15 protein-coding genes and 1 pseudogene are annotated in these 13,471 nt (G+C 69.2%); 8 read left to right on the forward strand and 8 right to left on the reverse strand.

Annotation, left to right across the window (positions count from 1 at the left end; translation table 11 throughout):
- The first annotated feature begins 17 nt into the window (after window positions 1-17).
- On the forward strand, window positions 18-1,469 hold the full coding sequence (locus FE256_RS15305) for an NCS2 family permease (RefSeq protein WP_138177378.1): 1,452 nt from the start codon (window positions 18-20) through the stop codon (window positions 1,467-1,469).
- Window positions 1,470-1,511: 42 nt separating this feature from the next.
- On the opposite strand, the gene FE256_RS15310 is transcribed toward FE256_RS15305, so the two are convergent.
- On the reverse strand, window positions 1,512-2,429 hold the full coding sequence (locus FE256_RS15310; RefSeq protein WP_138177380.1) for a LysR substrate-binding domain-containing protein: 918 nt from the start codon (window positions 2,427-2,429) through the stop codon (window positions 1,512-1,514).
- Window positions 2,430-2,580: 151 nt separating this feature from the next.
- Here FE256_RS15310 and FE256_RS15315 point away from each other — a divergent pair, with 151 nt between their 5' ends.
- Entirely contained in the window at window positions 2,581-3,543 is a 963-nt protein-coding gene (locus FE256_RS15315; RefSeq protein ID WP_138177382.1) for an NADP-dependent oxidoreductase, read from the forward strand.
- Window positions 3,544-3,652: 109 nt separating this feature from the next.
- Here the strand turns inward: FE256_RS15315 and sucD are convergent, their stop codons facing one another.
- A complete protein-coding gene (sucD, locus tag FE256_RS15320; protein ID WP_138177384.1) occupies window positions 3,653-4,555 on the reverse strand; it encodes a succinate--CoA ligase subunit alpha in 903 nt (300 codons plus the stop codon).
- 12 nt (window positions 4,556-4,567) lie between these two features.
- The gene (gene sucC, locus FE256_RS15325; protein WP_138177386.1) at window positions 4,568-5,731 is read right to left on the reverse strand and encodes an ADP-forming succinate--CoA ligase subunit beta; all 1,164 of its coding nucleotides are present in this window, start codon (window positions 5,729-5,731) and stop codon (window positions 4,568-4,570) included.
- A 213-nt stretch (window positions 5,732-5,944) separates the two neighbouring features.
- On the opposite strand from sucC, the gene FE256_RS15330 reads away from it, so the two are divergent.
- A complete protein-coding gene (locus FE256_RS15330; protein WP_138177402.1) occupies window positions 5,945-6,355 on the forward strand; it encodes a RidA family protein in 411 nt (136 codons plus the stop codon).
- 40 nt (window positions 6,356-6,395) lie between these two features.
- Here FE256_RS15330 and FE256_RS15335 read toward each other — a convergent pair whose 3' ends face one another.
- Together FE256_RS15335 and FE256_RS15340 are read right to left on the reverse strand one after the other, a co-directional pair.
- Window positions 6,396-6,878 (reverse strand): nucleoside deaminase, encoded by a 483-nt coding sequence (locus tag FE256_RS15335; protein ID WP_138177388.1) that lies wholly within the window; start codon window positions 6,876-6,878, stop codon window positions 6,396-6,398.
- Between the two features lie 67 nt (window positions 6,879-6,945).
- On the reverse strand, window positions 6,946-7,572 hold the full coding sequence (locus tag FE256_RS15340) for a GyrI-like domain-containing protein (RefSeq protein ID WP_138177390.1): 627 nt from the start codon (window positions 7,570-7,572) through the stop codon (window positions 6,946-6,948).
- Between the two features lie 131 nt (window positions 7,573-7,703).
- Between FE256_RS15340 and FE256_RS15345 the strand changes: the two genes are divergently transcribed.
- Window positions 7,704-8,429 carry a histidine phosphatase family protein gene (locus FE256_RS15345; RefSeq protein WP_138177392.1) on the forward strand — a complete coding sequence of 242 codons (726 nt, stop codon included), beginning with the start codon at window positions 7,704-7,706 and terminating at the stop codon, window positions 8,427-8,429.
- The gene (locus tag FE256_RS15350) at window positions 8,413-9,246 is read left to right on the forward strand and encodes an ADP-dependent NAD(P)H-hydrate dehydratase (RefSeq protein WP_138177394.1); all 834 of its coding nucleotides are present in this window, start codon (window positions 8,413-8,415) and stop codon (window positions 9,244-9,246) included. The genes FE256_RS15345 and FE256_RS15350 overlap by 17 nt, the downstream gene beginning before the upstream one ends.
- A 4-nt stretch (window positions 9,247-9,250) precedes the next feature.
- On the opposite strand, the gene FE256_RS15355 is transcribed toward FE256_RS15350, so the two are convergent.
- Both FE256_RS15355 and FE256_RS15360 read right to left on the reverse strand, forming a co-directional pair.
- Entirely contained in the window at window positions 9,251-9,853 is a 603-nt protein-coding gene (locus FE256_RS15355; RefSeq protein WP_138177396.1) for a response regulator transcription factor, read from the reverse strand.
- Window positions 9,850-11,028: a sensor histidine kinase gene (locus FE256_RS15360; protein WP_252371050.1), complete on the reverse strand. Its 1,179-nt coding sequence runs from the start codon at window positions 11,026-11,028 to the stop codon at window positions 9,850-9,852. Before FE256_RS15360 ends, FE256_RS15355 begins: the two co-directional genes overlap by 4 nt.
- A gap of 152 nt (window positions 11,029-11,180) precedes the next feature.
- Here FE256_RS15360 and FE256_RS15365 point away from each other — a divergent pair, with 152 nt between their 5' ends.
- Complete coding sequence (locus FE256_RS15365; protein ID WP_138177398.1) at window positions 11,181-11,681, forward strand: small multidrug efflux protein; 501 nt, start codon at window positions 11,181-11,183, stop codon at window positions 11,679-11,681.
- Between the two features lie 6 nt (window positions 11,682-11,687).
- On the opposite strand, the gene FE256_RS15370 is transcribed toward FE256_RS15365, so the two are convergent.
- A complete protein-coding gene (locus tag FE256_RS15370) occupies window positions 11,688-12,122 on the reverse strand; it encodes an antibiotic biosynthesis monooxygenase family protein (protein ID WP_212743534.1) in 435 nt (144 codons plus the stop codon).
- Window positions 12,123-12,395: 273 nt separating this feature from the next.
- Between FE256_RS15370 and FE256_RS15375 the strand changes: the two genes are divergently transcribed.
- Both FE256_RS15375 and FE256_RS15380 read left to right on the forward strand, forming a co-directional pair.
- On the forward strand, window positions 12,396-12,605 hold the full coding sequence (locus FE256_RS15375) for a DUF1653 domain-containing protein (RefSeq protein WP_138177400.1): 210 nt from the start codon (window positions 12,396-12,398) through the stop codon (window positions 12,603-12,605).
- 85 nt (window positions 12,606-12,690) lie between these two features.
- Window positions 12,691-13,254, forward strand: a pseudogene (locus tag FE256_RS15380) (type I restriction endonuclease); the annotation flags it as partial.
- Window positions 13,255-13,471: the final 217 nt, after the last annotated feature.

Below are 13,471 nucleotides of genomic sequence, written 5' to 3' on the forward strand. Positions count from 1 at the left end.
ATTTTCCTGGAGCCCCCATGAGCACGCCCGCTCCCGAGACCACCACCGCCCCCGCACCGAAGAACGCGCTCGACCGCTTCTTCGAGATCACCGCGCGAGGGTCCTCTGTCGGCGCGGAGGTGCGCGGCGGCGTGGTGACGTTCGTGACGATGGCGTACATCGTCATCCTGAACCCGATCATCCTGTCGGGGACCCCTGACGTCGCCGGAAACGCCCTGGGCTTCCCGCAGGTGGCCGCGGTCACCGCCCTCACCGCCGGTGTCATGACGATGCTGTTCGGCCTCGTCACCCGACTGCCGTTCGCGTTCGCCGCGGGCCTGGGCATCAACTCGTTCCTCGCCGTCGGCATCGTCGGCGGGGTCACGTGGCCCGAGGCGATGGGCCTCGTCGTGATCAACGGACTCATCATCGTGCTCCTGGCGGTCACGGGTCTGCGCCGCATGATCTTCGAGGCCGTGCCGCTGGCTCTCAAGACGGCCATCACCGTCGGCATCGGCCTGTTCATCGCCTTCATCGGCTTCGTCGACAGCGGGCTGGTCACCGCCACGGGCCTCTCGTCGCCCCCGGTGGGCCTCGGCGTGCAGGGATCGATCGCGACCATCCCGACGGCGCTGTTCGTGCTGACCCTCCTCATCACCGCCGTGCTGATGGTGCGCAAGGTCAAGGCGGCCCTCCTCATCGGGCTGCTCAGCGGCACCGTCATCGCCGTGATCGTCGAGGCCATCGCGCGGCTCGGCGCGCGCTCGGCCGAGAACCCCGGCGGCTGGGGCCTCAGCGTCCCGACGGTGCCGGCGAAGTGGGTCGGCCTGCCCGACCTGTCGCTCGTCGGCCAGGTCGACCTCTTCGGCTCATTCGGCCGCATCGGTGTCCTCGCGGCCCTCATGCTGGTCTTCACGCTCGTCTTCACGAACTTCTTCGACGCCATGGGCACGATGACCGGTCTCTCCCGCGAGGCGGGCCTCGCTGCCCCCGATGGCACCTTCCCGCGCCTGCGCTCGGCGCTGGTGATCGAGGGCATCGGCGCCGTCGCCGGCGGCGCGACCTCCTCGTCGTCGAACACCGTGTTCATCGAGTCGGGCTCGGGTATCGGCGAGGGCGCCCGGACGGGCCTCGCGAACGTCGTGACCGGAGCACTCTTCTTGCTGGCTATGTTCTTCACGCCGCTGACCAGCGTCGTGCCCACCGAGATCGCCGCGGCCGCGCTCGTGATCGTGGGTGCGCTGATGATGGGCCAGATCCGCCACGTCGACCTCAGCGACCTGTCGGTGCTGATCCCGGTGTTCCTGACGGTGACGATCATGCCGCTGACCTACTCGATCGCCAACGGCATCGGCGCGGGCTTCGTCAGCTGGGTCGTCATCCAGGCGCTGTCGGGCCGCGCGCGCCGCGTCAGTCCGCTGCTGTGGATCGTCGCCGCCGGCTTCGTCGTGTTCTTCGCCCGGGGCCCCGTGGAGTCCCTGCTCGGCTGAGCATCGCGACCGGGGAAAGTGCTTCGACTCCTCTCCGCGCCATCACGGTGCGTCGGGTTGCGCCACGGAGGATGCCGTCACGAGCGCCGATCGCAGCCATCGGACAGCGGGGTCGTTGTCGACGCGAAGATGCCAGCGCTGCTCAACGGTTGCGCGGGGCAGGGGAACCGGCACCTCGTGTGCGCGCAACGGCACACCCCGCTCGCGCAGGTGCGACGCGAGCCGCGAGGGAACGAGGCAGAGCGCGTCGTCCTCGAGAGCCATGAGCGCCCCGACGGCGTAGGTCGGGACGACGGCGGTGACCCGGCGCGAGCGGCCGATCCTCTCCAGGGCGTCGTCGAGCGGGCCGCGGTCGAGCCCTCGGCGCGACGCCGAGACATGCGGGACGGCGCAGAGATCGTCGAGCGTCAGGGCCGACTTCCTCCCCAGGTCGGATGCCGCCGCGACGACCGCGACGAAGACGTCCGTGAAGAGGACCGAGGACCTCACGTCCGGCGGTGCGGGGTCGGCCACTCCCACGTCGAGGTCCAGAGTGCCGTTGCGGAGAAGGTCGGCGTTCTTCGACTCCTGGGCGACGAATCTCAACTGCACGTGCGGGGCATGGGCTGCGACGAGTCGCGCCAGGCGAGGGGCGAGGACGGGCGACAGTGCATCGTTGATGCGGATCGCGAACGTGCGGCGCCACGTCGCGGGGTCGGAGTGCGTCTCCGAGCGGAGACGGTCGGCGTCGTCGAGGACCGCCTTGACCCGTGCGGCCGCCCGCTGAGCGAAGGGCGTGGGAACCATCGACCTCCCCGCGCGCACGAGGATCGGGTCGTTCATGGCCCGTCGGAGGCGCCCCAGCGCGCGACTGGTCGCGGGGACCGAGAGATGCAGGCGATCGGCGGCGCGCGACACGCTGCCGGTGTCGATCACGGCGTCGAACACGCGGAGGAGGTTGAGATCGAGTTGCTCGGCCATCACGGTGAATTGTGGCAGACGCAAAGCAGTGTTGCAGAGATTGCGCTTCCCGATGCCCGTGCTCGCGGCCACGATGGAGAGCAGGCTGATCGACCCGACAGCTTCCCTCCGCTCGGCACCACGCCGAGCACCGCCCTTCCGAGGAGTTCTGATGGCCCGAACCGTGCGTCCGAGAGCATTCGGCGGCCCCGACGTTCTCACCGTCCGTGACATCGACGTGCCGGAGCCCGGTCCGGGCGAGGTGGTCGTCCAGGTCCGCGCCGCGGGCGTGAATCCTCTCGACTGGAAGCTGTACGGCGGCGCGTTCCACGAGGTCGACGACGACGAGAAGGACGGCGCCGGTCTGGCGGACGCACTACCCACCCTGGGTATGGACTGCGCGGGCGTCGTCAGCGCGGTCGGCGTGGGCGTCGAGAACGTCGCCGTCGGCGACGAGGTGATCGTCTATCCGGTGACCGGTGCCTATTCCGACACCGTCGTCGTGCCGTTCTCCTCGCTGATCCCCAAGCCGGCGTCGCTCGGGTGGGCCGAGGCGGGCGGATTGATGCTGGCCGGGCTGACGGCAGCGCACGCTCTGCACGCCGCGGGCGTCCGACCGGGCGACACCGTCCTGATCCACGGCGGCGCCGGAGGGGTCGGCCTCATGGCCGTGCAGTTGGCGCGCGTGCACGGCGCAGCCGTCGTTGCGACGGCTGCCGAGCGCAATCACGATCTGCTGCGTGAGCTCGGAGCGATCCCCGTCGTCTACGGTGAGGGCCTGGCCGATCGTGTACGAGCGGCGGCTCCGCGGGGGGTGGACGCAGCGATCGACACGGTCGGCACCGATGAAGCTCTTGACGTGTCGCTCGCCCTGGTCTCCGATCCGGCACGCATCGCCTCGATCACGGGGTCTGACCGGCGCGCAGGAAAGGGGATCGCGCTCTTGGGCTACGGTCCCGGTCAAGATGCGGGGACCGCCTACCGACTGTCCATGCGCGCCAAGCTCGCGGAGCTCGCCGGGAGGGGCGACATCCGCGTCGTCGTCGCGCAGACGTTCGGCCTGACGGAAGCCGCCCGGGCTCACGAATTGGGCCAGGCGGGCGGATCGACGGGGAAGCTCATCCTTCTCCCCTGACGGGCAGGTCACCCGTGGCGCATCGGCGTGGTGGACGTGGTGATCGCCGGCGGGAGGAACGGAAAAGGGCCCGGATGCCATGGCATCCGGGCCCTTCACATAGGCGGGGTTACAGCGCCTCGATGATCTCGCGCATCAGGGCAGCGGTCTCGGACGGCGTCTTGCCGACCTTGACGCCGGCGGCCTCGAGGGCCTCCTTCTTCGCCTGGGCGGTGCCCGCCGAACCGGAGACGATGGCGCCGGCGTGGCCCATCGTCTTGCCCTCGGGGGCGGTGAAGCCCGCGACGTAGCCGACGACCGGCTTGGTGACGTTGGCCTTGATGAAGTCGGCCGCACGCTCCTCGGCGTCACCGCCGATCTCGCCGATCATCACGATCGCCTTGGTCTCGGGGTCGGCCTCGAACGCGGCGAGCGCGTCGATGTGCGTCGTGCCGATGATGGGGTCGCCGCCGATGCCGATGGCGGTCGAGAAGCCCAGGTCGCGCAGCTCGAACATCATCTGGTAGGTCAGGGTGCCCGACTTCGACACGAGGCCGATGGGGCCCTTGCCGGTGATGTTCGCGGGCGTGATGCCCACGAGCGCCTCGCCAGGTGTGATGATGCCGGGGCAGTTCGGGCCGATGATGCGGGTCTTCTCGCCCTTCGACTTCGCGTACGCCCACGCCTCGGCACTGTCGCCGACGGGCACGCCCTCGGTGATCACGACGAGCAGCGGGATCTCGGCGTCGATGGCTTCGACCATCGCGTCCTTCGTGAAGGCCGGGGGCACGAACGCGATCGACACGTCGGCGCCGGTCTCGCGCATGGCCTCTTCGACCGAGGCGTAGACGGGAAGCTCGACGTCGTTGCCGGCGGCATCCTTGTGCGTGACCGTGGTGCCGGCCTTGCGGGCGTTCACACCGCCGACGACCTGGGTGCCGGCCTTGAGCATGAGCGCGGTGTGCTTGGTGCCTTCGCCGCCGGTGATGCCCTGGACGATGACCTTGGAGTCCTTGTTGAGGTAGATCGACATCTGTTCTATCCCTTACGCGTTGGCCAGTTCGGCGGCCTTGTCGGCGCCCTCGTCCATACCGGCGGCGAGGGTCACGAGCGGGTGGTTGGCGGCGGCGAGGATCGCGCGACCCTCTTCGACCTGGTTGCCGTCGAGACGGACCACGAGCGGCTTGGTGGCGGCGTCGCCGAGGATCTCGAGGGCCTTGACGATGCCCTCGGCCACGGCGACGCACGAGGTGATGCCACCGAAGACGTTGACGAAAACGCTCTTGACCTGCTCGTCGCCGAGGATGACGTCGAGGCCGGCGGCCATGACCGTGGCCGAGGCGCCACCGCCGATGTCGAGGAAGTTGGCGGGCTTGACCCCACCGTGGTTCTCACCTGCGTAGGCGACGACGTCGAGGGTCGACATGACCAGACCCGCGCCGTTGCCGATGATGCCGACCTGGCCGTCGAGCTTGACGTAGTTGAGGTCGTGCTGCTTGGCCTTGGCCTCGAGGGGGTCGGCGGCATCCTTGTCTTCGAGCTCTTCGTGCTCGGGGTGACGGAAACCGGCGTTCTCGTCGAGCGAGACCTTGCCGTCGAGGGCGATGATGTCGCCGTCCTCGGACTGGATGAGGGGGTTCACCTCGACGAGGGTGGCGTCCTCGCCCTTGTAGACGTTGAAGAGCTTGACGAAGACGTCGGCGACCTTGGGCGCCAGCTCGTCGTCGAACTTCGCGGCCTTGGCGATCTCGAGGGCCTTCTCGGGGGTGATCCCCTCGAGCGGGTCGACCTCGATGCGGGCGAGAGCGTCGGGACGCTCGACCGCCAGCTCTTCGATCTCCATGCCGCCCTCGACGCTGGACAGCGACAGGTAAGAGCGGTTGGCGCGGTCGAGCAGCACCGAGAAGTAGAACTCCTTGGCGATCTTGGCGCCCGCGGCGACCATGACGCGCTTGACGACGTGGCCCTTGATGTCGAGACCGAGGATGGCCTGCGCCGCCTCGAAGGCCTCGTCGGGGTTCTTCGCGACCTTCACACCGCCGGCTTTGCCGCGGCCTCCGGTCTTGACCTGAGCCTTGACGACGACGACACCGCCGAGCTTCTCTGCGGCCGCCTTCGCCTCCTCAGGGGTGTCGGCGATGATGCCGGCGAGCACCGGCACCTCGTACTTTTCGAACAGGTCTCGGGCCTGGTACTCGTAGAGATCCACGGATGATCCTTCGCTGGGCGATCGGTGGTGGGAGGAGGCTCAGATCTCTTGATATCGAGAGATCTCGCCGAGGGTCCACACTACTAGACCCGGCTGAACAGCCCGGACGGTTGCACCTTCGAACGGAGGGGGTTCGGGAGATGGATGCCAAGCTCTCGACGGTCTGCCTACCGCGGTGGGCGACGACTCCGCTACGGTTCCCGGATGGCGCCCATGCCCCGAGCCGTGACCCTCATCCGCTCCGCTTCGCTGAGCGATCGCGCCGAGTACGCGTACGCCGCAACCGCACCGGCCGACGCGCGGCTCGTGTTCCTCGCGGGGTCATGTCCGCTCGATCTCGAGGGATCCGTGGTGGGCGTGGGCGACGTCGCGGTGCAAGCCGCGAAGTGCGTGGAGAACATGGCGATCGCGCTCGCTGAAGCCGGGGCCGAGCTGAGGGATGTCCTCAGCACCCGGGTGCTCGTCGCATCATCGCGACGGGAAGATCTCGTGGCGGCATGGCGAATGGTTCGGGATGCCTTCGGTGAGCACGACGCTCCGAGCACCCTGCTCGGCGTCACCGTCCTCGGTTACGAGAACCAGCTCGTCGAGATCGAGGCGGTCGCCGCCGTCCTCGATCGCTAGGTCCGCTCAACACGGTTCGGCTGGTCCGAGCCGTCAGGCATCATCCCCAGAACCCCCGGTGCGGCTCGGCGGCCTCCTCCTCGAGGTGCGGCCCCCATACCTCGACCACCGGCACACCGCGCGCGAACACGTCGCGCGACGGCAGGTCGAGTTCGCGGCCACCGTCCTCCGACTCGGCGAGCGCGATGAGTCCCCGGCCCGAGAGGGCGTAGACCATGCGCCCGATGCCCGCCCAGAACATCGCCCCCGCGCACATCGCGCACGGTTCGCACGACGTGTAGAGAGTGGATGCCGGCAGATCGGTGGCATCCAGGGTTCTCCAGGCGACGCGGACGAGGTTCGTCTCCGCGTGCGCCGTCACGTCACGGTCGGTGAGCGCGGTGTTCTCGGCCTCCAGCACGCGGCCGTCGGCGCTGACGAGCACCGCGCCGAATGGGTGGTTGCCGTGGTCGCGCGCGAGGATCGACAGCTCGATCGCGCGACGGAGGTGGGCGAGGTCGGTCGGGGCGAGGTCGTCGGCCATGGCTCGATGATGGCAGGATGCCGCCCGGCTCACACCGGAGATCACGCGCGGCTGCTCCGCTCGTCGGCTACGCCGGAGTTCGACAAACGGGTTGGCGGAGGATGGTACGGAGCTTGTCGGGAGAGGTTCGGCGGACGTCGCTCAGGTAGATCTCGTGGTGCTTCCCGCTCAGGCTGAGCCCCTGACCGGGGATGAAGGCGTGGTGCATCTCATCCAGCACGTCTGCCTCCTCATCGAAGGAACCGACGTGCAGCGTCTGCACGCACAGTCCTTCGGCAAGGGTCTCCATCCGCACTTCTTCCAGCCGATCGGCGGATCCTGCTGCGCGCACGATCTCGACGGCGGACTGGAACATCGCCTCGTCGATCCAGTCGGGAACCAGGAGCATCATCGTCCAGTCCCACCGCGACTTGTCTCTCACCACGGTGAAGGCATCCATATCGTCCGCCCACCACAGGCCCTCCAGCGGAGGCACCACGTAGTCGCGGCCGAGTTCGCGCTTGCTCGCGAACTTCAGCTTGTACGCGACCGGGTACAGCGCCTGCAAGGCCTGCGCGTAGGCCGGCGCGGTGTTGGGGTCACCGTGCCCGTCGATCATCAGATATCGCAGGTCGGGAATCTCCACGACCCTGAACTCGCCGACCCTGGCCTGATAACTGTCGAGAGAGTTCTTGAAGTCGATCTTGGCCGTCATGGGGCTCCTCCGCTCGCTTCGCAAGCCTGGCAGACGCGCGGATCGCCGGACAGCGCGCGTGCGCTGCCCTCGATGCCCCGTCGCTGTCAACGCCCGCGCGTCTGTTCGCCGGAGCGACCTACCGTGGGGAAATGGCAGTGAATCGACTGTGGCTCATCCGGCACGGCGAAAGCGAAGGGAACGTCGCGGCCTCGAGGGCCGAGCGCGAGGGCTCCCCGGTGATCGCGCTCGACACGCGCGACAGCGACGTGGAGCTCTCGCCCGTGGGCGTGGAACAGGCGACGGCGCTCAGCGCCTGGTTCGCCGACCTCGACGCCCCCGTCGACGAGTACTGGGTGTCGCCCTACCTTCGTGCGCGGCAGACGCTGTCGCTCGCGCTCGGCGACCGGCCGGCGTCGGTTCCCACGGTCATCGACGAACGGCTGCGCGACCGCGAGCTCGGCATCCTGGATCTCTTGACCACCCGCGGAGTGCAGGAGCTGCATCCGGAAGAAGCGGCCCGTCGGCGCCACCTCGGCAAGTTCTCCCACCGGCCCCCGGGCGGGGAGTCGTGGGCCGACGTCACGCTGCGGCTTCGGTCGTTCCTCGGCGAGCGGCTCGACGCGTCGCCTGGCACCGTCGTGGTCGTCGCGCACGACGCCGTGATCATGCTCGTGCTGTACGTGCTGTTGCGGATGACCGAGGCCGAACTGCTCGCCTTCAGCGCCAGTCACACGGTGCGCAACGCCTCGGTCACCGAGCTCGTGCGCACCGACGACGGCTGGATGCTCGTGACGTTCTCGTCTGTCGACCACCTCGCGGCCGAGGGCGCCGACATCACCGTGCACTCGGGAGGCGACGATGTCCCCCGCTCCTGAAGGGGTCACGCTGGCGTTGCTGCGCGAGTGGGGGCTACCCGACCCCGGGGGTTCGAAGAAATCTCGCGGCCAGGTGGTCGTCGTCGGCGGATCGCCGCGCTCCCCCGGTGCCGTGCTCCTGTCTGCCGAGGCGACGCTGCGCGTCGGCGCCGGACGCACCGCCCTCGCCGTCCCTGCCGAGATCGCGCCCTACCTGGGGCCCGCGATGCCCGAGGCCGGCATCCACTCGCTTCCCACCGGCTCCGCGTCCGTCGACGATGCCCTCCGCGCCACCCTCGAATCCGCGGATGCCGTGCTCCTCGGCCCCGGATTCGACGATCCGGATGCCACCCGCGCGGCCCTGCACGCCATCGCCGAGGCCGACATCGACCGACTCGTGCTGGATGCGTTCGCGCTCGGCATCCTGGGGTCGGTCGAACGCGGCATCCTGCCCGCGGAGCTGATCCTCAACGCCAATGAGGAGGAGGCCGCGCTGCTGCTCGAACGCGACCTCAGCGATGACCGCGCCGCCGACATTCGGGAGATCGCCGAACGCTACGAGGCCGTCGTGCACTGCTTCGGCACAGTGGCGCACCCGGACGGACGCACGTGGCAGGCGGAGCCCGGCAGCTCGGGCCTCGGCACCGCCGGCAGCGGCGACGTACTGTCGGGCGCGATCACCGGATTCGCGGCGCTGGGCATGGAGCCGGAACGCGCCGCCGTGTGGGGCGGGTGGAAGCACGCCCGCGCCGGCGACCGACTCACCGAGCGGGTCGGCATCGGGTTCCTCGCGCGGGAGTTGCTGCCGGAGTTGACGGCGGTCGTGCACGAGGCGTGAGCCGCTAGATCCAGCCGCGCTCCCGCGCGTGGATCGTCGCCTGCTGGCGGCTCGCCAGCCCCAGCTTGCCGAGCACCGACGAGACGTGGTTGCGCACGGTCCCGCTCGAGAGGTGGAGGGATGCCGCGATCTCGACGACCGTCTCTCCGCGCGCGCCCGCCCGGAGAACGTCGAGCTCCCGGTCGGTGAGCGGGCTGCGCTCTTCGCTCAGCGCGTCAGCCGCGATCTCGGGGTCGACGTATCGGCGCCCGGCGGCGACCTCGCGAATGACCGCGGCGACGTCATCCGCGGGTCGGGACTTCGGAAGGAAGCCGTTCACTCCGGCGCCGAGCGCGCGGCGCAGCACCCCGGGCCGCGCGTGCCGCGTGACGATCACGCAGCGCGACGGAACGCGACGCAAGATCCGCGCCGCCGTGTCGATGCCATCCATCCCGGGCATCTCGAGGTCGAGGAGACAGACGTCGGGCCGGAGCCGCTCGGCCTCGGCGAGCGCGGTTTCGCCGTCGCGGCACTCCGCCACGACCTCAAGGTCGTCCTCCAGCCGGAGCAGTGCGGCGAGGGCCGTGCGGATCATGTCCTCGTCGTCGGCGATGAGAACGCGGATCATGCGGACACCCCCTCGGGCACGCGGACCGTGACGCGGAAGAGCTCGCCGACCCGTCCGGCATCCATCGATCCCCCGACAGCACCCACGCGCTCGGCCATCCCCGCTACGCCCGCTCCTTCGCCCGGGGGCGACTCGGGCGAGCGCAAGTCGTTCTCGACCACGAGCACCCAGTCCCCGCGGTGGCGGGCGAGGGAGAGGGATGCCGAGACTCCCCTGCCGTGTTTGAGCACATTGGTCGTGGACTCGCGGACGACGGGACCGAGCACGTCCGCCGGCGCGCGATCGGCCTCGGCGTCGACCCGCAGCTCGACGGTGAGGCCTGCGGCGCGAAGCAGGTCGGCGGCGTTGGCGAGCTCATCGGGCAGCGGCACACCCCGGAACCGCGTCGCGAGGTCGCGGGTTCCGCGACGGGCGTCGTCGACACTCGCGCGCGCGGCCCGCACCTGCTCCACCGCGGCGTCGGGGTCGCGCCCCATCATCTTCTCGGCGAGCTCGAGCTGCAGCGCGATCACCTGCAGGTGGTGGCCCTGCAGGTCGTGCAGGTCGCTTGCAAGGCGAAGCCGTTCCTGCGCCGCAGCGAGGCGTCCCTCCGCACGGCGGGCTCGGTCCAGCTCCCGAACGATGTCCCACCACCACAGCGACGTCGCCGCCAGAGCGGGCAGCATCGCGACGAACAGCACGAGCCCGAACACCGACGAGCCGGAGGCCTCGGGCGCGAGGCGCGTGGCATCCACGAACCAGACCGCGAGGATAACGATCACCAGCAGGGTCACCAGACGCAGACGGATGCCACCGCGCCACCGCACCAGGCACAGGACATAGGCCGCGAGGCACGTGCCGAGGATCAGCGAACCCACGCTCAGCGCCATCAACGCCGCACTGGCCGCACCGGCCAGAAGAAGGGGCCACGACCGGCGAACCGGGGCCTCGTCGCCGTCGATCGGTTCGCGCCGATAGCGCACGAGAAGGGCGACGGCGGCAGCGAGAGAGCCCGCCGAGCCGACGAAGAACAGCGTGATCGCGAGCGGCTCGGGCAGCAGGGTCGGGCGCAGCAGGATCGGCACCGACCAGACCACGATTCCGAGTACGTGGAACATCAGGATCGACCCGGCCGTGTACCACCAGGTCGCGCTCACATCGCGGGCGTAGGACGTCACGGCGGCGGGGGTGCTCACCCCGGCCACTGTACGACCGTGACATTCGTCATGGGTGGGGCGTCGCTTCCTCCGGGATGCCGATGACACCGCGACACTGCCGCGAGCGGTGTGCTCACGGATCAGATGGAATGACCGCGGAACCCGCCGCGGACCGATCACCCGGAGCAGCCATGTCCAACCCCCTGTCCGACCTCATCCTCGGCTTCCAGGGCCTCGTCGCCGACGTGCCCGGCCTCGTGCAACCGCTCATCGTGGCACTCGCCGGTGCGGTGCCGTTCATCGAGGGCGAGGGAGCTGCCGCGATCGGCATCATCGGTGGCATCCATCCCGTCGTCGCCGCGATCGCCGGGGCGGTCGGCAACCTGCTGTGTGTCGCGATCGTCGTGCTCGCGACCTCGCGGGTGCGCACCGCCGTCACCGCGCGCCGCGGCGGCCCGGCCGAGCCGCTCTCGCCGCGGCGTCAGAAGTTCGAGCGGGCCTACCACCGCTACGGCACCGCGGGCGTGAGCCTTCTCGGCCCCTTACTGCTGCCGACGCAGTTCACCGCCGCGGCCCTCACCTCTACCGGTGTTCCCCCGGTGCGGGTCATCGCGTGGCAGGCCGCGGCGATCGCCCTGTGGACGACGGCGGTGACGCTCATCATCGCGGGCGTCATCCGGTTCGCGGCGTGAGTCGGCTCAGCCGCCGGAGGTGTCGATCTCGATCGACTCGTGGTGGCGGAGGACGAGGGGCCCGGTGAGGTAGGCGTCCTCATCGGGGAACGTCACCGCGTCGGTGCGCCAGCCCTCCCCCGCGAACGCGACGAGCGCCGCTTCGTCGGCCCACTCGCTGACGTACTGCACGCGGCGCGGATCGGCGAGGTCGACCAGCACCGCGTGACGGACCAGCCCCTCGTACCGGTCGGGGAACGACGAGACGAGATCGCGCAGGCGAGCGAGGAACTCTTCCTCGAGCCCGTCGCGCACGTGCGCCTCGGAAACGCGGACGATCATGTCTTCGCTCCACCCCGTGCCGCCCCGGTCGTAGATGACGCCCGCTCGCAATGGCGCGATGCGATCGTAGGCGCGCCACAGATCGAGACCGACATCGCCCGAGCCGGGGAGGAAGACCACGCAGGGGACGGGGCCCTCCCGCGGATCGACCCAGAGTCGCCGCCCGTCCACGTCGACGAACCGGCCGAGCGGCGGTCGCGCCGCGGGTCGATGAGCGCCTCGGGGTCCACGTCTTCACCGTAGTGAACGTGCACCGGCGGGTCCTGCGATCTTCAGGGGGGGGAGGTGCCTCTTGCGTCGCGGTCGTCACCTGCCCCGCGGCCGACTGCCATACTCGGCACCCGAGATACACGCACGATGCGTCGTTCGACGATTGCGGAGGGGGCGAGCCGAGTGGAGATCAAACCCGGCATCTATGAGCACTTCAAGGGCCAGCGTTATGAGGTGTTCGGGACGGCCAGGCACTCTGAGACAGAGGAGGTCTTCGTTTCGTACCGCCAGCTCTGCGACGACTACTCGTATTGGGTACGGCCGGTGGAGATGTTCTTGGGGAACGTTGAGCGGGACGGGTACGAGGGGCCGCGGTTCCGGCGCGTGGTGTGAAGGAGGGGGCAATGGCGCGCCGCCCCACGCGCTCTTGCTGTGATTCCGCTATGGTCACCACATATTCGTCACCGTGGGGGGACCGATGGAGTTTCACGACCGCATTGCAGCACTCGCAACAAAGGTGAGCAATCAAGCCTCGGCAATCGGCACGGAGGAAGCGACGAAGAACGCCTTCGTCATGCCCTTCATCTCGACGATCTTGGGATACGACGTCTTCGACCCTCTCGAGGTGGTGCCGGAATTCACCGCCGACGTCGGCATCAAGAAGGGCGAGAAAGTCGACTACGCGATCATGCGCGACGGCGAGGTGCAGATCCTCATCGAGTGCAAGGCATCGACCGGCGCACCCAAGATCGAGCACGCGTCTCAGCTCTTCCGGTACTTCTCCACGACCAACGCCCGGATCGCGGCTCTCACCAACGGAGTCGTCTGGCAGTTCTTCACCGATCTCGACGCGCCGAACAAGATGGACGCCAAGCCGTTCCTCGTGCTCGACCTCCTCGACATCGACGACACACTGATTCCCGAGGTTCAGAAGCTCAGCAAGGACAGCTTCGATCTCGAGTCCATCATCAGCGCCGCCGAGGAACTGAAGTATGTCGGAGCCCTGAAGCGCGAGATCGCCGGGCAGTTCCGCGAGCCAAGCGCGGGCCAAACTCCTGAGTTTCTGATCGAAACCCGTCCGATCGTGTCGCCCACGCATCTGAACACCGAATCCTCAGGAGTTCTGCTCACCGCGTGACGAGCCGTGGTCGGGTGCGACCGGCGAGATATTCCGGGCTCCGGACCGATGCCGCTGCGACTCGCGGTGCGGCACCGTCCGGGCCGAAAGTCGCGAGAACCCTCCGGAGCCCGACACGCAC

It is taken from the genome of Microbacterium sp. 5K110 (assembly GCF_005774735.1).
Taxonomy (GTDB): Bacteria; Actinomycetota; Actinomycetes; order Actinomycetales; family Microbacteriaceae; genus Microbacterium.